Genomic DNA, 23,390 nt, shown 5'->3' on the forward strand with positions numbered 1-23,390 from the left:
TCAGGCCCGGAAGACGTGCCGACGGATCGCCGCGGCATTCGAGAAGATACGGATACCGAGGACCACGACGACACCGGTGGACAACTGAGCACCCACGCCCAGCTTGTCACCCAGGAAGACGATCAGCGCGGCCACGACGACGTTCGACAGGAACGACACCACGAAGACCTTGTCGACGAAGATGCCGTCGAGCATGGCCCGCAGACCGCCGAACACGGCGTCCAGGGCCGCGACGACGGCGATGGGTAGATAAGGCTCGACAACCGCCGGAACCTCGGGCCGGACCAACAACCCAGCCACGACGCCCACGACGAGGCCCAGTACCGCGATCACGATGTGCCCTTCTCTGTTCTCGGCTGTGCTGTACGTACGATCACGCTCGGTGCGGCGGGCAGCCGGAGGTCGCTCTCCACGGAGATGCCGGTCCGGATGTCGAAGTTCTCCTGCAGCGCGTGCAGATACAGTCCGTCGGCGCTGTCCTGGAACCTGGTGCTCAGCCGCTTGCCGTCCCCTACCGCGAGCACCGTGTACGGCGGCACCAGCGGCTTGTTGTCGACCAGTATCGCGTCTCCCGCGGCCCGGATCGCCGACAGCGCCGTCAGCCGCTGCCCGTTGATCGCGATGGCCTCGGCGCCGGACTGCCACAGCCCGTTCACGACTCGCTGCATGTCCCGGTCACGTACCCGCCCGGTGTCGGAGAATCCGGAGGTCTCCCGGGCATCCCCACCGGCACCGGTGCTCGCTTCCTTCGCGTCGTCCACGACGAGCTTGACACCCGGCCCGTGCACCTCGGTCGCACCCGACAGGATGCCCACCAGGTCGGCCTGTTTACTGCCGCCCTCCGACTTCAGCGCCGCACGCTGACGCGCGCTCACGTTGTCACGCAGTCGGTCGACCGCTTCCTCCAGCTTGTCGGCCGCCTCGGTCTCGCCGTCGATGCGGTCGATCAGCTCCTCGCGCTCCTTGGCGACCCCGGGTGCCGCAATCCGTGCTTGAGCCGCCCCCACGGTCACCACGAGAGCGGCCAGCACCAGGCCGGCGGCAAGACCGAGCCTCGCTCTCAGCGGCCTCGACAGCCCGGCGTCACCCGTGGCTTTCCGACGTGCGGCAGCCTCGGCATACCCCTCGTCGAGGCTGTGGTCCATGACGTTGGTGAGCAGCGACATGGACGCGTCCGGACGGGAACGACTCGTGGGGATGCTCCGAACGGGGGGCTGCTGCGGCATGCCGCACATCGTCCCACGTCGCGACCAGTGCCTCCGAACGGCCCCACCCACGCGCCGGACAGACCCCATTGGGGGTTTCCTGTCCGGCACGCGCGCGTGTACGTCGATTCAGCGACCGGCGCCGTCCACCACGGCTGACCACTCGTCGAGCAGCGCCTGAGCGGAAGCGTCGTCGGGCCCTTCGGCCCACAGATGCGTGACGGCCTCCGCCGGGTCGGGCAGCACCATCACCCACCGCCCGTCGGTCTCGACCACTCGCACCCCGTCAGTCGTGTCGACGAACCTCTCTCCGGCCTCCTCCACAACCCGACGCATGACGAGTCCCTTGACGGCCCACGGAGTCGCCAGATCCCGTTTCAGGACGTGTGCCCGCGGAATCCTGGCGTCGATCTGGCTGAGCGTGAGCTGCGTCCGCGCGACCAGTCCGATAAGCCGCACGAAGGCCGCCGAACCGTCGAACACGCTGCTGAACTCGGGCACGATGAACCCACCGCGCCCGTCTCCACCGAAGATGGTCGCCTCGTCACGCCCGACCCGGGTGAGATCGTCGGGCGAGGTGGTGGTCCACTCCACCTGCGTGCCGTGATAGGCGGCGACCTGCTCGGCGATGCGCGTAGTCGTCACCGGCAACGCCACTCGCCCACTGCGCCGTTCGGCGGCCACCAGATCAAGCATGACGAGCAGAGCTCGGTCATCCTCGATGATCCGCCCCTTCTCGTCGACGAGTGAAAGCCGCTCACCCACCGGATCGAAGCGCACGCCGAACGCGGCACCTGCCGACGCCACGATCTCGCCGAGCCGCACCATCCCGGACCGCCGCGTATCAGCGGTCTCCGTCGGCCTGGACTCGTCCAGTCCGGGATTGATGGTCAGCGAATCGACTCCGAGTTTCCCGAGCAGACTGGGCAGCACAAGTCCCGCACTGCCGTTGGACGCATCCACCACAACCTTGAGCCCGGCATCCGCGATGCCGGTCGTATCCACATTCCGCAGCAACGACCCCGTGTACGAGTCGAAGACACTGGCCGGGAAATGCAGATCCCCGATCTCTCCCGGGAACGCCCGCCGGTACTCCTGCCGCGCGAACACCCGGTCCAGCTTCCGCTGACTTGCCTGCGAGAGGTCGGCCCCCTGCCCGTCGAAGAACATGATGTCGACGGAATCAGGCACCCCGGGCGTCGTCCGGATCATGATCCCCCCGGCACTCCCCCGAGCGGTCTGCTGCCGCGCCACCGGCAGCGGTACGTTTTCCAGGTCTCGTACGTCGATGGCGCTGGTCTGCAAGGCGGAGATGACCGCCCGCTTCAGCGCGCGAGCGCCGCGGGAGTGGTCGCGGGCAGTGGTGACGGTGGACCCCTTTTTCAAGGTGGTCGCATAGGCGCCGGCCAGCCGCACCGCCAACTCCGGCGTGATCTCCACATTCAGGATTCCGGACACCCCACGGGCACCGAAGAGATGCGCCTGCCCCCTCGACTCCCAGATCACCGAGGTGTTGACGAAGGCGCCGGCCTCGATCGTCTTGAACGGGTAAACGCGCACGTTCCCCTGAATGATCGATTCTTCACCGACGAGACACTCGTCGCCGATGACCGCTCCGTCCTCGATCCGCGCCGCGCGCATGATGTCGGTGTTCTTCCCGACCACGCAGCCGCGCAGATTGCTGTGCTGGCCGATGTACACGTTGTCGTGCACCACGGCCCGGTGCAGGAACGCTCCGCTCTTCACGACGACGTTCGAGCCGACAACGGTGTGTTCACGAATTTCCACACCTGCCTCGACCTTGGCGTAGTCCCCGATGTAGAGAGGCCCTCGGAGCACGGCATCGGGATGTACCTCGGCACCCTCCGCGACCCACACACCGGGCGAGATCTCGAACCCGTCGAGCTCGACATCGACCTTGCCCTCAAGGACATCGGCCTGTGCCTTTACGTAGCTCTCGTGCGTACCGACGTCTTCCCAGTACCCCTCGGCGATGTAGCCGTAGACCAGCCGCCCTTCCTTCATCAGCTGAGGGAAGACGTCACCGGACCAGTCGACGGAAGTATCGGCCTCGACGTAGTCGAAGACCTCGGGCTCCATGACGTAGATGCCCGTGTTCACGGTGTCGGAGAAGACCTGACCCCAGGTCGGCTTCTCGAGGAAGCGCTCGACCTTGCCTTCCTCGTCGACGATGGTGATGCCGAATTCCAGTGGATTCGGCACTCTCGTCAAGCAGACAGTGACGAGCGCACCTTTTTCCTTGTGGAAATTGATGAGCTCGGTGAGGTCGAAGTCGGTCAGGGCATCACCGGAGATGACGAGGAAAGTGTCGTCCTTCAACGCGTCTTCGGCGTTCTTGACGCTTCCGGCAGTACCGAGTGGCTTCTCCTCATTGGCATACGTGAGCTCCATCCCGAGCTCTTCGCCGTCACCGAAGTAGTTCTTGACGAGCGATGCCAGGAACTGGACAGTAACGACTGTCTCGTTGAGCCCATGCCTTTTGAGCAGCCGCAGCACGTGCTCCATGATCGGCCGGTTGGCCACCGGCAGGAGCGGCTTGGGCATGCTTGAGGTCATTGGGCGAAGGCGTGTGCCTTCGCCTCCGGCCATCACGACGGCCTTCATGTCGGAAGCGTCCTCCTTGAAGAAACGGTCTAGCCGACTTCACCCGTCCTGATTGTCCCGCACATTTACGACGCGGGCCATCGAGCCACTACAGTCGCCCAATCGGCGAGCTCAATCGGCCATGGCGTCCGCACGGACCAGCCGGCGGACTTGTACCACGTAGAGGACTCCTGCCCACCAGTACAGGGTTGTACCCCATCCTGCGAACGCCCATCCGAAAATAGCAGCGAGTGACGAGATCCATCCACTTCCGTCACTGAGCAGAAGTAGCGGGAAGGCGTACATCAAGTTGAAGGTAGCCGCCTTCCCCAGGAAGTTCACCTGCGGCGGCGGGTACCCATGACGCCTGAGGATGCCCACCATCACCAGCAGAACCAGCTCTCGCGCCAGCAGTGCGGCGGTCAACCAGATTGGCAGAATCTCGCGCCAGGTCAGCCCGACCAAAGTCGAGAGAATGTATAGCCTGTCGGCTGCGGGATCGAGAAGCCGGCCAAGGCTGCTGATCTGGTTCCAGCGCCTCGCGAGCTTGCCGTCCAGATAGTCACTGATCCCGCTCAGCATCAGCACCAGGAGTGCCCAGGTGTCGCTCTTCGGACCACCGAACTCAGGCCGAAGGATCAGCCAGAGAAAGACGGGGACGCCGACAAGGCGCGCCATGCTGAGGATGTTCGGGATGGTGAGGACCCGGTCTGTCTGGACGCGGGTCTCCTGGACCTCCACCCGGGGGCCTCCTGTGGGAAATGAGCCAACGATGCCCCCTGACCTTACCTCAACGCAAAAAAGCTCCGACCCTCGGGCGGTACGCCCAAGAGCCGGAGCTTTAAAAGGAGTTCGGCGGTGTCCTACTCTCCCACAGGGTCCCCCCTGCAGTACCATCGGCGCTGTGAGGCTTAGCTTCCGGGTTCGGAATGTAACCGGGCGTTTCCCTCACGCTATGACCACCGAAACACGGTGAAACACATATCAACCGCACCACCCGTGACCTTGGGCGGGGTTGTTCGTGGTTTCAGAACTAACACAGTGGACGCGAGCAACTGAGGACAAGCCCTCGGCCTATTAGTACCAGTCACCTCCACCCGTTACCGGGCTTCCAGATCTGGCCTATCAACCCAGTCGTCTACTGGGAGCCTTACCCCATCTAGTGGGTGGGAACACTCATCTTGAAGCAGGCTTCCCGCTTAGATGCTTTCAGCGGTTATCCCTCCCGAACGTAGCCAACCAGCCATGCCCTTGGCAGGACAACTGGCACACCAGAGGTTCGTCCGTCCCGGTCCTCTCGTACTAGGGACAGCCCTTCTCAATGTTCCTGCGCGCGCAGCGGATAGGGACCGAACTGTCTCACGACGTTCTAAACCCAGCTCGCGTACCGCTTTAATGGGCGAACAGCCCAACCCTTGGGACCGACTCCAGCCCCAGGATGCGACGAGCCGACATCGAGGTGCCAAACCATCCCGTCGATATGGACTCTTGGGGAAGATCAGCCTGTTATCCCCGGGGTACCTTTTATCCGTTGAGCGACGGCGCTTCCACAAGCCACCGCCGGATCACTAGTCCCGACTTTCGTCCCTGCTCGACCCGTCGGTCTCACAGTCAAGCTCCCTTGTGCACTTACACTCAACACCTGATTGCCAACCAGGCTGAGGGAACCTTTGGGCGCCTCCGTTACTCTTTAGGAGGCAACCGCCCCAGTTAAACTACCCATCAGACACTGTCCCTGATCCGGATCACGGACCCAGGTTAGACATCCAGCACGACCAGACTGGTATTTCAACGACGACTCCACAAACACTGGCGTGCCCGCTTCAAAGTCTCCCAGCTATCCTACACAAGCCGAACCGAACACCAATATCAAACTATAGTAAAGGTCCCGGGGTCTTTCCGTCCTGCTGCGCGAAACGAGCATCTTTACTCGTAGTGCAATTTCACCGGGCCTATGGTTGAGACAGTCGAGAAGTCGTTACGCCATTCGTGCAGGTCGGAACTTACCCGACAAGGAATTTCGCTACCTTAGGATGGTTATAGTTACCACCGCCGTTTACTGGCGCTTAAGTTCTCAGCTTCGCCCAACCGAAGTTGGACTAACCGGTCCCCTTAACGTTCCAGCACCGGGCAGGCGTCAGTCCGTATACATCGCCTTACGGCTTCGCACGGACCTGTGTTTTTAGTAAACAGTCGCTTCTCGCTGGTCTCTGCGGCCACCCCCAGCTCGGAGAGTAAATCTCCTCACCAGTGATGGCCCCCCTTCTCCCGAAGTTACGGGGGCATTTTGCCGAGTTCCTTAACCATAGTTCACCCGAACGCCTCGGTATTCTCTACCTGACCACCTGAGTCGGTTTAGGGTACGGGCCGCCATGAAACTCGCTAGAGGCTTTTCTCGACAGCATAGGATCATCCACTTCACCACAATCGGCTCGGCATCAGGTCTCAGCCTTAATGTGCGACGGATTTGCCTATCGCACGGCCTACACCCTTACCCCGGGACAACCACCGCCCGGGATGGACTACCTTCCTGCGTCACCCCATCACTCACCTACTGCAGGTCTGGTCCGTCGGCTCCACCACTCCCCCTTGCCCGAAGGCTCCGGGGCGGCTTCACGGACTTAGCATCGCCTGGTTCAATGTTTGACGCTTCACAGCGGGTACCGGAATATCAACCGGTTATCCATCGACTACGCCTGTCGGCCTCGCCTTAGGTCCCGACTTACCCTGGGCAGATCAGCTTGACCCAGGAACCCTTAGTCAATCGGCGCACACGTTTCCCACGTGTGTATCGCTACTCATGCCTGCATTCTCACTCGTGAACCGTCCACCACTAGCTTCCGCTGCAGCTTCACCCGGCACACGACGCTCCCCTACCCATCCCAGCCCCCGTTGGGGGTATGTGCTGGAATGACACGACTTCGGCGGTACGCTTGAGCCCCGCTACATTGTCGGCGCGGAATCACTAGACCAGTGAGCTATTACGCACTCTTTCAAGGGTGGCTGCTTCTAAGCCAACCTCCTGGTTGTCTGTGCGACTCCACATCCTTTCCCACTTAGCGTACGCTTAGGGGCCTTAGTCGATGCTCTGGGCTGTTTCCCTCTCGACCATGGAGCTTATCCCCCACAGTCTCACTGCCGTGCTCTCACTTACCGGCATTCGGAGTTTGGCTAAGGTCAGTAACCCGGTAGGGCCCATCGCCTATCCAGTGCTCTACCTCCGGCAAGAAACACACGACGCTGCACCTAAATGCATTTCGGGGAGAACCAGCTATCACGGAGTTTGATTGGCCTTTCACCCCTAACCACAGGTCATCCCCCAGGTTTTCAACCCTGGTGGGTTCGGTCCTCCACGAAGTCTTACCTCCGCTTCAACCTGCCCATGGCTAGATCACTCCGCTTCGGGTCTTGAGCGCGCTACTAAATCGCCCTATTCGGACTCGCTTTCGCTACGGCTTCCCCACACGGGTTAACCTCGCAACACACCGCAAACTCGCAGGCTCATTCTTCAAAAGGCACGCAGTCACGACCCACAGAGTAAACTCTGTGAGCGACGCTCCCACGGCTTGTAGGCACACGGTTTCAGGTACTATTTCACTCCGCTCCCGCGGTACTTTTCACCATTCCCTCACGGTACTATCCGCTATCGGTCACCAGGGAATATTTAGGCTTAACGGGTGGTCCCGCCAGATTCACACGGGATTTCTCGGGCCCCGTGCTACTTGGGTGTCTCTCAAACGAGCCGTTGATGTTTCGACTACGGGGGTCTTACCCTCTACGCCGGACCTTTCGCATGTCCTTCGCCTACATCAACGGTTTCTGACTCGCCTCACAGCCGGCAGACTGTGAAAGAGAGATCCCACAACCCCGCATACGCAACCCCTGCCGGGTCTCACACGTATACGGTTTGGCCTCATCCGGTTTCGCTCGCCACTACTCCCGGAATCACGGTTGTTTTCTCTTCCTGCGGGTACTGAGATGTTTCACTTCCCCGCGTTCCCTCCACACACCCTATGTGTTCAGATGTGGGTGACAGCCCATGACGACTGCCGGGTTTCCCCATTCGGAAACCCCCGGATCAAAGCCTGGTTGACGACTCCCCGGGGACTATCGTGGCCTCCCACGTCCTTCATCGGTTCCTGGTGCCAAGGCATCCACCGTGCGCCCTTAAAAACTTGGCCACAGATGCTCGCGTCCACTGTGCAGTTCTCAAACAACGACCAACCACCCACCACCCCACCCCTAAGGGGCGAGTTCACTGGGGCCGGCACTGAAGACACAACCTCACGGCCATACCCTCAGACACCCAACAGCGTGCCCGACACCCCTTACCACTCAGATCAGCTTTCCACGCCCCGAAGGACAGTACTCACAGCCTGAGATGACTGAGGTGCCGAATAATCAACGTTCCACCCATGAGCAACCACCGCCGGACGTATGCCGACGTAATGGCCCTGGACCACCAAGCTTGCTTGGCGGCCTAGATGCTCCTTAGAAAGGAGGTGATCCAGCCGCACCTTCCGGTACGGCTACCTTGTTACGACTTCGTCCCAATCGCCAGTCCCACCTTCGACAGCTCCCTCCCCGTAAGGGGTTGGGCCACCGGCTTCGGGTGTTACCGACTTTCGTGACGTGACGGGCGGTGTGTACAAGGCCCGGGAACGTATTCACCGCAGCAATGCTGATCTGCGATTACTAGCAACTCCGACTTCATGGGGTCGAGTTGCAGACCCCAATCCGAACTGAGACCGGCTTTTTGAGATTCGCTCCGCCTCACGGCATCGCAGCTCATTGTACCGGCCATTGTAGCACGTGTGCAGCCCAAGACATAAGGGGCATGATGACTTGACGTCGTCCCCACCTTCCTCCGAGTTGACCCCGGCAGTCTCCTGTGAGTCCCCATCACCCCGAAGGGCATGCTGGCAACACAGAACAAGGGTTGCGCTCGTTGCGGGACTTAACCCAACATCTCACGACACGAGCTGACGACAGCCATGCACCACCTGTACACCGACCACAAGGGGGCACCCATCTCTGGATGTTTCCGGTGTATGTCAAGCCTTGGTAAGGTTCTTCGCGTTGCGTCGAATTAAGCCACATGCTCCGCTGCTTGTGCGGGCCCCCGTCAATTCCTTTGAGTTTTAGCCTTGCGGCCGTACTCCCCAGGCGGGGAACTTAATGCGTTAGCTGCGGCACCGACGACGTGGAATGTCGCCAACACCTAGTTCCCACCGTTTACGGCGTGGACTACCAGGGTATCTAATCCTGTTCGCTCCCCACGCTTTCGCTCCTCAGCGTCAGTAATGGCCCAGAGATCCGCCTTCGCCACCGGTGTTCCTCCTGATATCTGCGCATTTCACCGCTACACCAGGAATTCCGATCTCCCCTACCACACTCTAGTCTGCCCGTATCGAATGCAGACCCGGGGTTAAGCCCCGGGCTTTCACATCCGACGCGACAGACCGCCTACGAGCTCTTTACGCCCAATAATTCCGGACAACGCTTGCGCCCTACGTATTACCGCGGCTGCTGGCACGTAGTTAGCCGGCGCTTCTTCTGCAGGTACCGTCACTTTCGCTTCTTCCCTGCTGAAAGAGGTTTACAACCCGAAGGCCGTCATCCCTCACGCGGCGTCGCTGCATCAGGCTTTCGCCCATTGTGCAATATTCCCCACTGCTGCCTCCCGTAGGAGTCTGGGCCGTGTCTCAGTCCCAGTGTGGCCGGTCGCCCTCTCAGGCCGGCTACCCGTCGTCGCCTTGGTGAGCCACTACCTCACCAACAAGCTGATAGGCCGCGGGCTCATCCTGCACCGCCGGAGCTTTTAACCCACCCCCATGCGAGGAAAGGTATTATCCGGTATTAGACCCCGTTTCCAGGGCTTGTCCCAGAGTGCAGGGCAGATTGCCCACGTGTTACTCACCCGTTCGCCACTAATCCACCCCGAAAGGCTTCATCGTTCGACTTGCATGTGTTAAGCACGCCGCCAGCGTTCGTCCTGAGCCAGGATCAAACTCTCCGTGAATGTTTACTCGGCCAGTAAATTAATACAGCCGGCACACACACACGAGAGCGGAACAGTCAAGCGGAATAAGCCCGACCGTTCACAGCGTCCTCGCTGTGTTTGTGTTACTTCAAAGGAACCTCAACCCACAGATAACTCTGTGAGCCGGGGTATCAACAAATCTGGCGTTGATTTTTGGCACGCTGTTGAGTTCTCAAGGAACGGACGCTTCCTTCGTACTCACCCAAGAGACTCTCTCAGGCTTTCCTCCGGGCTTCCCTTCGGTGTTCCAAACTCTATCAGCGTTTTTCCGTCTCCCTGACCACCGTTCAGCAGGCATGCAGAACGAGATCCTGGATGGGATCTGACAAGTTGGATGCTGCCAGGCGAGGACATTTGATCTTGTCGCTCCGCCTCAAGCAGGAGTGCAACAGTACACGGGCGTTCGGAGCAGGCGCAAATCGATTCCGCGGTCAGCCCGCGGACCTCAACCGCCGCCTCTCGCACGGAACCGTCACTTCATATGACATACGCTGCTCAACAGTGTGCCGTCCGGGACAGGCAGCGACGGCCCGTAATGAATCTCCACCCCCGGGAGGCTTCCCTTGACCAGCGTGACGTCCCCTCTAGCAGGGCGTGCCATCGGACTGGCCGCAGTGCCGGATCCGGTCTTCTCCGGAGCCATGGTCGGCCCCGGCACCGCGATCGACCCCGTGCGTGAGCCCTCGGAGGCCGTCGCCCCCGTGGCCGGAGTCATCGTTTCGCTCCACCCGCATGCGTTCGTGGTCGTTGACGACGAGGGACACGGTGTACTCACTCACCTCGGTATCGACACCGTGCAGCTCAATGGCGAGGGCTTCGAGTTGCTCGTCAACAAGGGTGACACCGTGACGCGTGGTCAGAGCGTGGTGCGCTGGAACCCGGCCGCCGTGGAAGCAGCCGGCAAGTCCCCGGTGTGCCCGATCGTGGCACTCGAAGCCACGGCCGATTCCCTCTCCGGTCTCACTGAAGACGGCGCCGTGAAGGCCGGAGACACCCTCTTCGGTTGGCAGTGACGTCAGCGCCGTTGCATGACGGCGAGCAGGAGAACCACCGCGGTGGCGGGACCCGCCGCACTAACGGAGACGGTGAGATGGAGACAACGCTGCGAGGCGTCGGCGTGAGCCACGGGGTGGCTATCGGCGAGGTTCGACACATGGGGACGGCGGTACTCGAACCACCTGCCAAACAGATTTCGGCGGAGGACGCGGAACGCGAGCAAGGACGCGCGCGCCAGGCCGTGGACGCTGTCGCGGCGGACCTCAACGCGCGCGGCAACCTGGCGGGCGGCGAAGCCCAGGCGGTGCTCGAGGCGCAGGCCATGATGGCCCAGGACCCCGAGCTCATGGCGGACGTGGACCGGCGTATCGCGGTCGGCAGTACGGCCGAGCGAGGTGTGTACGACGCGTTCGCCGCGTACCGCGCCCTGCTGGCGAGTGCCGGCGAGTACCTGGCTGGTCGCGTGGCCGACCTTGACGACGTGCGGAATCGTATCGTCGCCCGGCTGCTCGGGGTTCCCATGCCCGGCGTCCCCGACAGCGACGAGCCGTACGTCCTTATCGCTCGTGACCTCGCTCCCGCCGACACCGCACTGCTGGACCCGACTCTGGTACTCGGCTTCGTGACCGAGGAGGGCGGGCCGACCAGCCACAGCGCGATCCTGGCGAGGGCCCTGGGGGTTCCCGCTGTCGTGGCCTTGCCTGGTGCGGGTGAGCTCGCCGAGGGCACCGTGATCGCGGTGGACGGCAGCACGGGTGAGATCTTCGTGGAACCCAGCGAGGAACGGAAAGCGCAGTTGAAGGGGGCAGCGGCCCAGCGCAAGGCGGCGCTGTCGGCCTCGACCGGCCCGGGCTCCACCTCCGACGGTCACATGGTGCCCCTGCTGGCGAACGTCGGGGGGCCGGCGGACGTTCCGGCTGCCGTCGAGGCCGGGGCCGAGGGTGTCGGTCTCTTCCGTACCGAGTTCCTTTTCCTGGACGACAGCAAGAACGCGCCGTCCGAGGCGAAGCAGGTCGAGGCGTACCGACAGGTTCTAGAGGCATTTCCCGAGGGGCGCGTCGTCGTACGAGTACTCGACGCGGGCGCGGACAAGCCACTGGACTTCCTGACGCCGGCCGACGAGCCGAACCCGGCTCTCGGTGTGCGCGGTCTTCGGACCCTGCTCGACCACCCCGATGTACTGCGGACACAGCTGACGGCACTCGCCAAAGCCGCGGAGGGGCTGCCTGTCTACCTTGAGGTCATGGCTCCCATGGTCGCGGACCGGGCCGACGCCAAGGCGTTCGCGGACGCGTGCCGTGCGGCCGGGCTGCGGGCGAAGTTCGGTGCCATGGTGGAGATTCCGTCCGCCGCGCTGCGGGCGCGCTCGATCCTGCAGGAGGTCGAGTTCCTTTCCCTGGGAACCAACGACCTCGCGCAGTACACCTTCGCCGCGGACCGTCAGGTGGGTGCGGTTTCTCGCCTGCAGGATCCCTGGCAGCCCGCCCTGCTCGACCTGGTCGCCCTGTCCGCCGAGGCGGCGAGGGCCGAGGGCAAGAGCTGTGGTGTATGTGGTGAGGCAGCGTCGGATCCGTTGCTCGCGTGTGTGCTGATCGGTCTGGGTGTCACCTCTCTTTCCATGGGTGCGGCTTCGATTCCGTATGTGCGGGCGTCGTTGGCCAAGTACACGCTGGCTCAGTGTGAGCGGGCCGCCGCGGCGGCCCGTGCTGTGGACAGCGCCGGCGAGGCTCGCGAAGCCGCTCAGGCGGTGTTGTCGGGCGAGTAGGTGGCCGGTCTGCCCGCGTCGACAGTCAGGTGGGCCAGGAACAGACCGTTCGTCGGGCGAGGGGCGTCCCACTTGGGGCGCCCCTCGCCCGTTCCTCGTTTCAGTGAGCGTGTCCCGTCGTGGGCTCCCCTTCTTCGAGGTCGGGGGGTGTGCAGTAGTCGACGTCCGGTTCCGGGGAGATGAGGTCGCCCGATTCGGCGTCGGTGCAGTAGGCGTCGAAGACCTCGCCGGCGGTCAATGGCTCGACTCCGTCAGCGCGCAGGCGCCAGCCGTATACGCGGTCGCTGTGTCCGGAGGCGGTGGTGCGCATGACGAGGCCGCCGGGGCTCTGTGCGGCGAGTCCGAGCGCCAGGACCGTCGTGAATTCGAGAGCTTCGGCCTCGTCTAGTTCTGTGGCGCCCTCGCTGTCGTCGTCGGCGTGAAGGACGGCGATCAGTGTTTCGACCGGTGTCGTGACACTGCAGACGAGATGCCTGTTTCCCGGTGGGGCGGTGTCGATGATGCGGACGAGAAGGCTCGAAGCACGGGCGAAGGCCGCGCGCCCGATGTCCTCGCCGCAGGACGCGCATGCGCCGATACGCGCCAGGAGTGTGGCGGCGTACTCCCAGGTCGCCTGTCGGACGGCCTCGTCGACCAGGTCCGGGAGCAGTTCGGCGAGGGGTCGGCCGTCGTACGGAACGGTCGGGCCAGTGGTCGCGAGTTCCGCTGTGAAGCGGGTGCGGCTGGTCGAGGCATCCGGGTCGAGGCCGGTGACGGTGCAGAATTCGGCGTACTCCTCCGGGTCGAAGAGCGCGACGGTGGTGTGGTTGCCCTGGGCGGCGAGGCTCCTCAGGAGAGCTTCCACCTCCCGGAGGTAGGCCGTGTGGTTGTCGAAGGTGAAGGTGCGGTAGCGCCGCATCGCCCGGAAGTCGTGCTCGTCGGTGAGCAGGCCGATGGTGCCCGCGATTTCGCGGCGCAGAACGCGCCGCATGGTTGATTGCCCGGTGTTCGTCATGGTTCCCCCTGTGCGCTGTCGATCAATGCTCACTCACAGTAATCGGAGGCACTGACAATGCCTTTTGTGTCAGGCGGTCGCGGACGACGCGGTGCTGGATCATGCAGGTCACAGCGATGCCGACGCCGAAGCTGGTCCAGCCGAGAGGCCCGGTGGCGATGGCCGCCGTGACGGCCAGTGGTCCGATGCTGCGCTGGACGGCTTGCGCGAGTCCGTGGACACCGAGGTACGCGCCCTGTGCGGTGTCGGAAGCGAGGGCGACGGAGATCTCCCAGGAGACGGTGGCGTGGAGCATCTCGGCCAGGGTGAAGGCGGCGGCCGAGGCGGTGAGGAAGAGCGTCGCGGAGGTGGTCGTACCGGTTGCCGAGAGGGCCATGGTGACGCCGCCCAGGGCGAAGACCGCGGAGAGCGGGAGCAGCAGTGCGCGAGCGGCCTTGGTGGTGGCGCCGAAGCGGGCCAGGGGGACCTGGAGGGCAACCACCAGCACGTTGTTGAGGACCATCAGCAGGGGTGCGAGGCCGGTCGGTGCGCTGCCGGTGTGGGCGATCCAGAGGGGCAGGCCGACCTTGAAGACCGCGTCGTCGAGGAAGAGGACGGCCTCGGTCGCGACGTAGGCGAGGTAGGTGCGATCGCGCCAGGGATTCGCCGGTCTGTCCGTGGGCGTCGGGTCGGACGATGTGATGACCGTGCGGGAGGGCGAGGGGGGTTCCGCACAGCGGAGGGTGAGCATCGCGATGGCGACGAACGAGAGTGCGTCGCCGACGAGAAGCCATCGGTAGGCCGCGGTGGAGCCGAGGGCCAGGGCCGCGGCAGCGGCCAGGCCGCCCAAGGCCCAACCGGCGTTGGCGGCGGTCCGGTTGACCGCCTGGTATCGGACGCGGTCCGGGCCGGCGACGCGGGTGGCATAGAGCTTTGTGATGACGCTGGACGCGCGGTCGCCGAAGCCGCCGACGGCCGTACACGCGAGGAGTACCGCGTAGTGATCGGTCGTGAGCAGGGCGAACGAGGCCAGAGCACGCGTCACCTGGACGGCGACCAGGACGCGGGTGAGCGGGAAGCGGTCGGCGAGGCGGCCGCCCATGGGTGCTCCGGCGATGCCGATGGCTCCCGCCGCGGCGACAAGGGTGCCGACCTCCGCGACGGAGAGGCCGGAGACATAGGTGAAGTAGAGGACGGAGACGGATGCCCACAGTCCGCTGCCGATGCGGTCGACGAGAGTGATGACGAGCATTTTGCGGCCGTCGGGGCCTCCTGGTAGGCGGTCGATCCAGGCTGCCGCACGGCGCATTGGATACACGTCCCCTCTTGCTTCAATTTATGTATTGATACATAATCGTCAACGTGGCAACACAATATGGGATCAGCGGTACGACGGCCAAGGGAATTGCCTCGTCCGTCGAAAGAGGTGTGTCCGAGGGGCTGTTGGGGCCGGGCGCCGCGCTGCCTCCGGTGCGTCGGCTCGCCGACGGTCTGGGGGTGAGCCCGGGGACGGTCGCGACGGCCTACAAGGAGTTGCAGCGGCGCGGAATCGTCGTCACGCGAGGTCGTGGCGGGACTGTCGTGGCTGCCGCTCCCGCGGTCGCGTCGCGGCGGCCTCCGAGGGTGCCGGACGGTCTGCGCGACCTGGCCGGCGGCCACCCTGATCCAGACCTGCTCCCCCGGCTGGTACCGCCTTCACACCTCTCTCCCGGTGCCCGGTCGCACCGCGCGACACCCCGGCTGGGGCGCTTGGAGCACGCCGTCCGGGAGTGGCTCGGGCCGGACGGGGTGCCGACCGAGCAGGTGGCCTTCGCCCACGGTGCGCTGGATCTGATCGGGCGGCTGCTGTCGGTGGAGCTGCGCCCCGGAGATGCGGTAGCCATGGAGGACCCCGGCTACCACCATCTGCTGGATCTGGTGACCGCTCTGGGGTTGCGCAACGTCCCGGTCGCCGTGGACGACGAGGGGCTGCTCCCGGAAGCGCTGCGAGAGGCACTGCGGGCGGGTGTGCGGGCCGTCGTGTGCAGTCCGCGCGCGCAGAACCCGCGCGGCGGGTGCTTCTCGGCGGCGCGCCGGGACGCGCTTGTCGCGGTGCTCCAGGAGGAGCCGGAGGTTCTCGTGGTGGAGAACGATCACGCGTCCGCCGTCGCGGACGCGCCCTTGTACACGCTTACGTCGGGCGGACTGGCCCGGTGGGTGCATGTGCGTACGGTGAGCAAGTTCCTCGGCACCGACCTGCGGTGGGCCGCGGCGGCCTGTGACCCGATCACGCTGGCCCGGCACGACGGACGGATGCTGCTGACGTCCGGCTGGGTCAGCCATCTGCTCCAGGAGACCGTGTACGGGCTGATGACGGACGACGGCACGCGCGCGTTGGCCACGCGTGCACGGGAAACGTACTCGCTGCGGCGGAACACCCTTCTTCAGGAGCTCGAACGGCACCGGATCGCCGCCCGGGGAGCGAGCGGGATGAACGTATGGGTGCCGGTGCCGGACGAGTCCGCCGTGGTCAACGGACTACGGTCGTACGGCTGGTGGGTGGCCGCCGGGGCGCGGTTCCGGCTCGCCTCCGGGCCGGCGGTCCGGATCTCGGTGGCTGACCTCCAGCCGGCCGACGCGGCGCGGCTGGCCTCGGACTTCGCCGCCGTACTGGTCGAGTCCGAGGCGACCTATGGTGGTTGACCGCTGTTTCCGGGGGCTGTTCAGGCGCGTTTGCGGGCCAGGTCTTCATAGAAGTGCAGCAGGTCGAGGTTGTCGATGGAGCCGGGGTTGACGGCCTTCTCCAGGGGGCTTCCCTGGAGAAGTCGCTTGACCGGGACCTCGATGCGTTTGCCGGTGAGGGTGTGCGGCACGCCCGGGACCTCGATGACCTCGTCGGGGACGTGGCGCGGGGAGAGGTGTTCACGGATGGTCTGTTTGATGCGGGTCAGCAGGGCCTCGTCGAGGACGGCTCCGGGCGTGAGGTGGACGAAGAGGGGCATCCAGTAGCCGCCGTCGGGTTGTTCGACACCGATGACGAGGGATTCCTTGATCTCGGGGAGGCGTTCGACGGCTTCGTAGATGTCGGCCGACCCCATGCGAACGCCCTGGCGGTTGAGTGTGGAGTCGGAGCGGCCGTGGATGACCACTGAGCCGTGCGAGGTGAGCGTGATCCAGTCGCCGTGGCGCCACACTCCGGGGTAGGTGTCGAAGTAGCTGTCGTGGTAGCGGCTGCCGTCGGGGTCGTTCCAGAAGTGGATGGGCATGGACGGCATCGGGTTGGTGACCACGAGTTCGCCGACCTCGTCCACGAGTGGGTTTCCGTTCGGGTCCCAGGACTGGAGGTCGGTGCCGAGGCCGGGCGCCTGGAGTTCACCGATGTGCACCGGCAGGGTCGGCACGGCTCCTGCGAAGCAGGAGCACACGTCCGTGCCGCCGCTGACGGAGGCGATCCACAGCGCGGCCCCGTCCTTCGCGAACTCGTCGTGCAGCCAGCGGAATCCGTCGGGGGGCAGCGGCGATCCCGTGGTGGCGACGCACTGCACCTTGGAGAGGTCGAAATCCCGGGACGGGTGCACGCCGGCCTTGCGGCAGGCCATGACGTACGCGGCCGAGGTGCCGAAAAGGGTCGCCCCCGTTCGTTCGGCGATCCGCCACTGCGCGCCCGTGTCGGGATAGCCGGGGCTGCCGTCGTAGAGGACGATCGTGGTGCCCGTCAGGAGGCCGGAGACGAGGAAGTTCCACATCATCCAGCCGGTGGACGTGTACCAGAAGAAGCGGTCCTCGGGCCCCAGGTCGCAGTGCAGGCCGAGTTGTTTGAGGTGTTCGACGAGGATGCCGCCCTGGGACTGGACGATCGCCTTGGGGAGACCGGTCGTGCCCGAGGAGTAGAGCACCCACAGCGGGTGGTCGAAGGAGACCTGGTCGTAGACGGGTGTCACATCCGCGGATGTGAGGGCGGACCAGTCCAGGGCGCCTTCGGGAGGCTCGGTGCCCAGCAGGGGGATGTGGACCACGGCGCGCAGGGTGGGCAGTTCGCGGCGGAGTTCGGCGACCGTGTCACGGCGGTCGTGCTCCTTGCCGCCGTAGCGGTAGCCGTCGACGGTGAACAGAACGACCGGTTCGACCTGCTGGAAGCGGTCGAGGACGCTGCGGGCGCCGAAGTCGGGGGCACAGGACGTCCATACGCCGCCCACGGCGGCCGTGGCGAGCAGGGCGACCACGGCTTGGGGAACGTTCGGGAGGTAGCCGCTCACGCGGTCTCCTGGGCGCACTCCGAGTGCACGGAGCTCGGCGGCGAGGGAGCCGACCTGGCGGCGCAGTTCGGACCAGGCCACGGGGCGGGGTTCGTGGGTCTCGTCGACGTGCAGGAGTGCCGGTTCGTCCGCGCGGGTGTCGGCTGCGCGCAGGGCGTGCTCGGCGTAGTTGAGTGTCGCGCCGGGGAACCATTCCGCGCCGGGCATCGTGCGATCGCCGAGCACGCGCGCGTAAGGCGTCGAAAAGCGCACGTCGAACCACTCGGTGACGGCTTGCCAGAACGTGTCGAGCCGGTCCACGGACCAACGGTGCAGTGCTGCGTAGCCGCCGTCGGCGGGGGCTCCGTGGTGTTCGGCCGCCCACGCCTGGAACCTGGTGATCCGGGCCCGGGCGATGCGTTCTCGGTCGGGCTGCCAGAGCGGCTCGGGGTTCGTGGTGGACATGGGGCTGCTCCCTGACTGTGCGCGTGACACGGCTGACACGGACCATGCCATCTGATCGACTCGGGCACCAGGGTGCGCCGCGCGGAGGCCGTGTCGTGAAGATGAAGATGTGGTCCCTACCAGGGTGAACGGCTGCTGAACAGTGCGTCCATCGGGGGAAGTCAGTGGCAGGCTGAGCAGCATGGAAGGTCGTGACCTGGTGCGTTCGGTGAAGGCGGTCGGTTCGGCGGGGGCTGCCCAGGGGTTGCGCACCGTTCGGGCCGCCTGGCGCAGAAGGCGTGTCGACGCCGCCGGGCTGCCGCCGCGGGGCGCCGAGCGCGCGCGGGTGCCCGGGCTCGTACGGAAGGTGGAGCCGGGGCCGGGTGGCGGTGTCGTCCGGTTCGCGAGGTCCGAGCTGCGGATCATGGTCACCGTCAACGGGGCGGTCTTCTGGGGCTGGGACGGGGCCGGTCCCGAGCCGTCGTACGCACTCGCGGACCGCTGGCCGGAGCCGGACCCCCGCGCCTCGCTGGAGCCGGACACGGAGGGGGGCTGGCGGGTCGTGGCCGAGCGGGTGACGGTCGTGGTCTCCCGGCACGGTGCGGTGGAAGTGCTGACCCCCGGAGGGGTGAGCCTGCGACGGGAACTTCCGCCCCGGTGGTGGGATCCCGTGGGCGGCGGTCCGAGCCGCTGGATGCAGCGCTCCGAAGTGGCCGCGGACGCACGGTTCTTCGGGCTCGGCGGGCGCGCCTCGGGGCCCCGGTTGCGCGAGGGAACGTACCGCCTGTGGAACAGGGATCCCGGTCGCGCCTTCCGTCCCGACGAGGATCCGCTGTACATCACCATGCCGGTGCAGTTGGTGGTGGCCGACGCGGCGACCCATCTGGTGTTCCATGACACCTCCTGGGACGGCACGGTGACCCTGCGGGAGGGTGAGGAAGGGGCGGGTTCGGGGCACGACCGGACCGGGATGTGCGAACTGCGGTTGGACGGCGGGCCGTTGCGCTGCTGGATGATGGTGGGCACCCCCGCGCGCGTGCTGCACACCTGGGCCACCCTCACGGGGGCGCCCGCGCTGCCCCCCGCGTGGGCTCTGGGCCATCATCACGCGCATCGGGGCGTCGGCGGTGAGCAGGAGGTGCGGCGGATCGTCACGGGCTGCCAGGAGCACGATCTGCCGCTCGACGCCGTCCATCTCGGCGTCGGCCACTTCGACGAGCACCAGGTGTTCACGGTCGACCAGGAACAGTTCCCCAAGCTGCCGGTCCTCGCGGAGGATCTGCGGCGCGACGGCATACGGCTGGTGTCGCTCGTCGACCCGGCGGTCAGGGCCGAGCCGGGCAACGCCGTGTACGACAGCGGGAGCGCGGAGGACGTCTTCGTGAAGGACGCGTCGGGGCAGCTGGTGCGGGGAGTCGCGTGGCCCGGTGAGTCGGTGTATCCCGATTTCACGCACGCGCGCGTGCGTGCCTGGTGGGGGCGACTGTACGAGGAGCGGCTCGGGCAGGGGTTCGCCGGGTTCTGGCACGACATGAACGAGCCGACGTCTTTCACCGCGTTCGGAGAGTCGACACTGCCCCGCTCGGCACGCCACGCGCTGGAGGGACACGGCGGCGACCATCGCGAGGCGCACAACGTGTACGCCCTGTGCATGGCCCAAGCCGCCTACGAAGGGCTGCGTGAACTCGCTTCCGAGGAGCGGCCGTTCATATTCTCGCGCTCCGGGTGGGCCGGTATACAGCGCTACGGCGGAGCGTGGTCTGCCGGCGTGGCCACGGGCTGGCCGGGGCTGCGCTCGTCACTGTCGCTGGTCATGGGCCTCGGGTTGTGCGGAGTGCCCCATTCGGGATCCGACGTGGGCGGTTTCGACGGGAGTCCGTCGCCGGAGCTGTATCTGCGGTGGCTGCAACTGGGTGCCTACCTGCCGCTGTTCCGCACGCGTACGAGTCTTCGGGCGGGACGCGGGGCGCCCTGGGAGTTCGGTGCGGACGTCCTCACCCACGCGCGCGTGGCACTCGGCGAGCGTCGGCGCCTGCTGCCGTATTTCATGACGCTGGCGCATCTGGCGCGCCGCACGGGGGCGCCCTATGTGCGGCCGTTGTGGTGGGGGGCGCCCGAGGACCGTGCTCTGCGGGACTGTGAGGACGCCTTCCTGCTGGGTGACTGTCTTCTGGTGGCGCCGGTCCTGGATCCGGGCGCCGACCGGCGTGCGGTGCGGCTGCCGCGGGGGCGCTGGTACGACACGGCGACGGAGCAGGCGTACGAGGGGCCCTGTCAGGTGGTGGTCGACGCCCCCTTGTCGCGCATCCCGGTTTTCGCGCGCGCGGGCGCCGTCGTGCCCGTGCGGGGCGACGACGGCGGCCTGGAGTTGGAGGCGTGGGCGCCTGCCCGCGGACGTACCGGAGGCGGGCTGGTGGTGCCGGACGCGGGCGAGGGGTGGGAGGAGCCGGAGATCGAGCGGTATGTCATGCGCTGGGAGGGACGGCGGGTGGTCGTCGAGCGGGAGGGCGAGGACGGCGTGAGCGAGCCGCCCCACCCCGTGCGCGTGCGAGGGCTCCAGGGGCGCTGAGCGGGCTCAGTAGCGGCCCTGGAACCAGGCGCGTGCGGCCACCGTGTGCAGCGGGAAGGCGAGCTCCTCGGGCCTGCGCAGAAGGTGCCAGCCGTCCGTCTCGTCCGTGGCGGCGGACTGCGGCAGGTGGTCGGCGGGGCGTTCCGGCAGGACTCCGAAGAGCAGCAGGTGCCCGTCGGGCGAGCTCAGGGCGTCGGCGAGACGGACGTCGCGGCTCGCCGCCTCGATGCCCGTCTCCTCCCTGAGCTCACGGACCAGGGCTTGCCGCCAGTCCTCACGGTGGTCGACGTACCCGCCGGGCAGGGCGGTGCCTCCGCGCGCGGGGGCGATGGTTCGGGTGATGACGACGAGGGCGGCGCCCAAGGTGTCGTACACGGGCTGGAGTGCCACTGCGACGGGCAGCGGGTTGCGGTAGGCCACGGTGCCGCAGGCGGGGCAGGTACGGGGCCAGCCGGAGACGCCCTCTCCGTAGAGCGCTCCGCAGCTCGAACAGTGGGAGTTCGGCGCGGAGTTGTCGGTTGAAAGTTGATTTACGGACACGCCGCGGACTGTATCCGATCATGTGAACGAGGTCCTTCCGGGGGCACCCCCGGACACCGTCGTGACGGAGGGGACGGCCGGAACCACCCCCGTGGGCCCCGGCCGACCCCTCCGCTACGACGACGCACACAGGGCCTGTGCGGTTCTGTGCGACGGCTGCCCAATCCGATGTGACCGTGCCACACTTCTGACGTTCCGTCAGATTGAGCTCTGGAGGGGATGTGGCACACAGCCGTACACCTGTGGTCGCCGGGTGGTTCACGGGGGACACCGAGGACACGGACGGATTCCGGCTGCTGGGCACCCGCTGCTCGGCCTGTGCCTCCGTCTTCTTCCCCCGTGAGGACGTCCACTGCCGCAATCCGGGGTGCCCGGGCGGCGAGTTGGAGGAGGTGCCCCTGTCCCGGCGCGGGCGCGTTTGGTCGTACACCGACAGCCGGTACCGGCCTCCGTCACCGTATGTGACCGATTCGGAACTTCCGTGGGAACCGTACGCGTTGATCGCTGTGGAGCTGGAGTCCGAGCGGATGGTGGTGCTGGGACAGGCGGTTCCCGGGGTCACCGTCGCCGATCTGACGGTGGGTATGGAGGTGGAGGTCGTCCCGGGTGTGCTCCACGAGGACGCGGAGACGACCTGGACGACCTGGCACTGGCGGCCGACGGGGGCGATGAAATGACCGGAGAGGTGGCAGTGCTCGGCGTGGGCATGCATCCCTGGGGCAAGTGGGGGCGCGGCTTCACGGAGTACGGCTCGGCCGCCGCGCGCGCGGCACTCGCCGACGCGGGCGTCGACTGGCGGGACGTCGACTCGGTCGTCGGTGCGGACACCGTGCGCGGCGGCTATCCCGGGTATGTGGCGGGGGCGACCTTCGCCAAGGCGTTGGGCTGGCAGGGCGCCCGGGTGACCAGCGTGTACGCGGCGTGCGCGTCCGGGGCGCAGGCGGTCGCCGTCGCCCGTGCGCAGATCCTCGCCGGGCTCGCGGAAGTGGTGCTCGTCGTGGGCGCGGACTCGGCGCCCAAGGGGTTCTTCCGGCCGGCGGGCGGGGACCGGGCCGATGACCCGGACTGGCTTCGGTTCCGGGTCCTGGGGGCGACGAACCCGACGTACTTCGGGCTGTACGCGCGGCGGCGGATGGCACTGCACGGCGACACCCTGGAGGACTTCGCGCAGGTCAAGGTGAAGAACGCCGCTCTGGGCGCGCTCAACCCGAACGCGCGCTACCGCAAGCGGGTCACCGCCGACGAGGTCGCCGCGTCCGCGGTGGTCGCCGATCCGCTTCGGCTGCTCGACATCTGCGCCACCTCCGACGGCGGCGCCGCGCTGGTGCTGACCGGCATGGAGTTCGCGCGTCGGCACGGGGTGGCGGAGCCGGTGCGGATCCGGGCGGTGTCCACGGTGACGCCGCGGTACCCCACCGCCGTGCTGGACCTGCCTGACATCGCCACGGACTCGGCGGTGGCGGTGGAGCCGGCGGACGGCACGTTCCGGTCCTCGATCGCGCAGGCGGCCTACACGGAGGCGGGCATCGGTCCCGAGGACCTCTCCCTGGCCGAGGTCTACGACCTGTCCACGGCCCTGGAGCTGCAGTGGTACGAGGATCTGGGGCTGTGCGGCGAGGGCGAGGCGGCGAAGCTGCTGCGGGAGGGCGCGACGGCTCCGGGCGGGCGCATACCCGTCAACACCAGCGGCGGCCTCGCCTCCTTCGGAGAGGCCGTGCCCGCGCAGGCCATCGCCCAGGTGTGCGAGCTGACTTGGCAGCTGCGAGGCGACGCCGGTGATCGGCAGATCGCCGGAGCACGCGTGGGCATCACGGCCAACCAGGGCCTGTTCGGGCACGGTTCGTCGGTGATCGCGGTGCGGTGAGGCAACGTTCGTTGTCGTTGCCCACCTTGACGCCCACAGGACGCCGGAGAACACTTCCGGTGTCAGTCGGCCTCGCCGCACATTCTCGGCGTATGCAGACAATGCGCCGTGACGGGAACGCACCCCGCAAGGTCGGCCGGGGCCGGATCGCCCGGGGCGAGGGCCCAGGAGCC

Annotated in this window: 14 protein-coding genes and 3 rRNA genes; 6 read left to right on the plus strand and 11 right to left on the minus strand. The window is 66.2% G+C overall.

Annotated elements, in window-relative coordinates; translation table 11 throughout:
* The 7 genes from QA861_RS30995 to QA861_RS31025 all read right to left on the minus strand — a co-directional run bounded on the left by QA861_RS30995 (nt 1) and on the right by QA861_RS31025 (nt 9,831).
* Complete coding sequence (locus tag QA861_RS30995) at nt 1-333, minus strand: small basic family protein (protein ID WP_006376801.1); 333 nt, start codon at nt 331-333, stop codon at nt 1-3.
* The gene (locus QA861_RS31000) at nt 330-1,166 is read right to left on the minus strand and encodes a DUF881 domain-containing protein (protein ID WP_334594900.1); all 837 of its coding nucleotides are present in this window, start codon (nt 1,164-1,166) and stop codon (nt 330-332) included. The genes QA861_RS30995 and QA861_RS31000 overlap by 4 nt, the downstream gene beginning before the upstream one ends.
* Before the next feature lie 168 nt (nt 1,167-1,334).
* Nucleotides 1,335-3,830 (minus strand): sugar phosphate nucleotidyltransferase, encoded by a 2,496-nt coding sequence (locus tag QA861_RS31005; protein WP_334591975.1) that lies wholly within the window; start codon nt 3,828-3,830, stop codon nt 1,335-1,337.
* 111 nt (nt 3,831-3,941) lie between these two features.
* The gene (gene clsA / locus QA861_RS31010; protein WP_334591976.1) at nt 3,942-4,550 is read right to left on the minus strand and encodes a cardiolipin synthase ClsA; all 609 of its coding nucleotides are present in this window, start codon (nt 4,548-4,550) and stop codon (nt 3,942-3,944) included.
* Between the two features lie 109 nt (nt 4,551-4,659).
* A 5S ribosomal RNA gene (gene rrf, locus QA861_RS31015) occupies nt 4,660-4,776 on the minus strand.
* 90 nt (nt 4,777-4,866) lie between these two features.
* Nucleotides 4,867-7,990, minus strand: a 23S ribosomal RNA gene (locus tag QA861_RS31020).
* A gap of 314 nt (nt 7,991-8,304) precedes the next feature.
* Nucleotides 8,305-9,831, minus strand: a 16S ribosomal RNA gene (locus QA861_RS31025).
* Together the 16S, 23S and 5S rRNA genes form the textbook arrangement of a ribosomal RNA operon.
* Before the next feature lie 584 nt (nt 9,832-10,415).
* On the opposite strand from QA861_RS31025, the gene QA861_RS31030 reads away from it, so the two are divergent.
* Both QA861_RS31030 and ptsP read left to right on the plus strand, forming a co-directional pair.
* Nucleotides 10,416-10,865 (plus strand): PTS sugar transporter subunit IIA, encoded by a 450-nt coding sequence (locus QA861_RS31030; RefSeq protein WP_334591977.1) that lies wholly within the window; start codon nt 10,416-10,418, stop codon nt 10,863-10,865.
* A gap of 77 nt (nt 10,866-10,942) precedes the next feature.
* On the plus strand, nt 10,943-12,613 hold the full coding sequence (gene ptsP / locus QA861_RS31035) for a phosphoenolpyruvate--protein phosphotransferase (protein ID WP_334591978.1): 1,671 nt from the start codon (nt 10,943-10,945) through the stop codon (nt 12,611-12,613).
* Nucleotides 12,614-12,713: 100 nt separating this feature from the next.
* Here the strand turns inward: ptsP and QA861_RS31040 are convergent, their stop codons facing one another.
* Together QA861_RS31040 and QA861_RS31045 are read right to left on the minus strand one after the other, a co-directional pair.
* Nucleotides 12,714-13,607 (minus strand): DUF8829 domain-containing protein, encoded by an 894-nt coding sequence (locus QA861_RS31040; RefSeq protein WP_334591979.1) that lies wholly within the window; start codon nt 13,605-13,607, stop codon nt 12,714-12,716.
* 22 nt (nt 13,608-13,629) lie between these two features.
* Nucleotides 13,630-14,838 (minus strand): MFS transporter, encoded by a 1,209-nt coding sequence (locus QA861_RS31045; protein ID WP_334591980.1) that lies wholly within the window; start codon nt 14,836-14,838, stop codon nt 13,630-13,632.
* Between the two features lie 110 nt (nt 14,839-14,948).
* On the opposite strand from QA861_RS31045, the gene QA861_RS31050 reads away from it, so the two are divergent.
* On the plus strand, nt 14,949-16,268 hold the full coding sequence (locus QA861_RS31050; RefSeq protein ID WP_334591981.1) for an aminotransferase class I/II-fold pyridoxal phosphate-dependent enzyme: 1,320 nt from the start codon (nt 14,949-14,951) through the stop codon (nt 16,266-16,268).
* 20 nt (nt 16,269-16,288) lie between these two features.
* On the opposite strand, the gene QA861_RS31055 is transcribed toward QA861_RS31050, so the two are convergent.
* Nucleotides 16,289-18,265, minus strand: coding sequence for an acetoacetate--CoA ligase (locus QA861_RS31055; RefSeq protein WP_334591982.1), 1,977 nt, complete (start codon nt 18,263-18,265; stop codon nt 16,289-16,291).
* A gap of 181 nt (nt 18,266-18,446) precedes the next feature.
* Between QA861_RS31055 and QA861_RS31060 the strand changes: the two genes are divergently transcribed.
* On the plus strand, nt 18,447-20,813 hold the full coding sequence (locus QA861_RS31060) for a glycoside hydrolase family 31 protein (protein WP_334591983.1): 2,367 nt from the start codon (nt 18,447-18,449) through the stop codon (nt 20,811-20,813).
* 6 nt (nt 20,814-20,819) lie between these two features.
* On the opposite strand, the gene QA861_RS31065 is transcribed toward QA861_RS31060, so the two are convergent.
* The gene (locus tag QA861_RS31065) at nt 20,820-21,353 is read right to left on the minus strand and encodes an NUDIX domain-containing protein (RefSeq protein WP_334591984.1); all 534 of its coding nucleotides are present in this window, start codon (nt 21,351-21,353) and stop codon (nt 20,820-20,822) included.
* A 242-nt stretch (nt 21,354-21,595) separates the two neighbouring features.
* On the opposite strand from QA861_RS31065, the gene QA861_RS31070 reads away from it, so the two are divergent.
* On the plus strand, nt 21,596-22,030 hold the full coding sequence (locus QA861_RS31070; RefSeq protein ID WP_334594901.1) for a Zn-ribbon domain-containing OB-fold protein: 435 nt from the start codon (nt 21,596-21,598) through the stop codon (nt 22,028-22,030).
* Nucleotides 22,027-23,217, plus strand: a complete 1,191-nt coding sequence (locus QA861_RS31075) for a lipid-transfer protein (protein WP_334591985.1) — start codon at nt 22,027-22,029, stop codon at nt 23,215-23,217. Before QA861_RS31070 ends, QA861_RS31075 begins: the two co-directional genes overlap by 4 nt.
* Nucleotides 23,218-23,390 lie beyond the last annotated feature (173 nt).

This window comes from Streptomyces sp. B21-083, assembly GCF_036898825.1.
Taxonomy (GTDB): domain Bacteria; phylum Actinomycetota; class Actinomycetes; order Streptomycetales; family Streptomycetaceae; genus Streptomyces.

Excerpts from the sequence above, each read along its gene's own strand:
- QA861_RS31000 (WP_334594900.1), bottom strand. The coding sequence starts at position 1,166 with ATGTCGCTGCTCACCAACGTCATGGACCACAGCCTCGACGAGGGGTAT.
- QA861_RS31005 (WP_334591975.1), bottom strand. The coding sequence starts at position 3,830 with ATGAAGGCCGTCGTGATGGCCGGAGGCGAAGGCACACGCCTTCGCCCA.
- ptsP (WP_334591978.1), top strand. The coding sequence starts at position 10,943 with ATGGAGACAACGCTGCGAGGCGTCGGCGTGAGCCACGGGGTGGCTATC.
- QA861_RS31040 (WP_334591979.1), bottom strand. The coding sequence starts at position 13,607 with ATGACGAACACCGGGCAATCAACCATGCGGCGCGTTCTGCGCCGCGAA.
- QA861_RS31045 (WP_334591980.1), bottom strand. The coding sequence starts at position 14,838 with ATGCTCGTCATCACTCTCGTCGACCGCATCGGCAGCGGACTGTGGGCA.
- QA861_RS31055 (WP_334591982.1), bottom strand. The coding sequence starts at position 18,265 with ATGTCCACCACGAACCCCGAGCCGCTCTGGCAGCCCGACCGAGAACGC.
- QA861_RS31060 (WP_334591983.1), top strand. The coding sequence starts at position 18,447 with ATGGAAGGTCGTGACCTGGTGCGTTCGGTGAAGGCGGTCGGTTCGGCG.
- QA861_RS31075 (WP_334591985.1), top strand. The coding sequence starts at position 22,027 with ATGACCGGAGAGGTGGCAGTGCTCGGCGTGGGCATGCATCCCTGGGGC.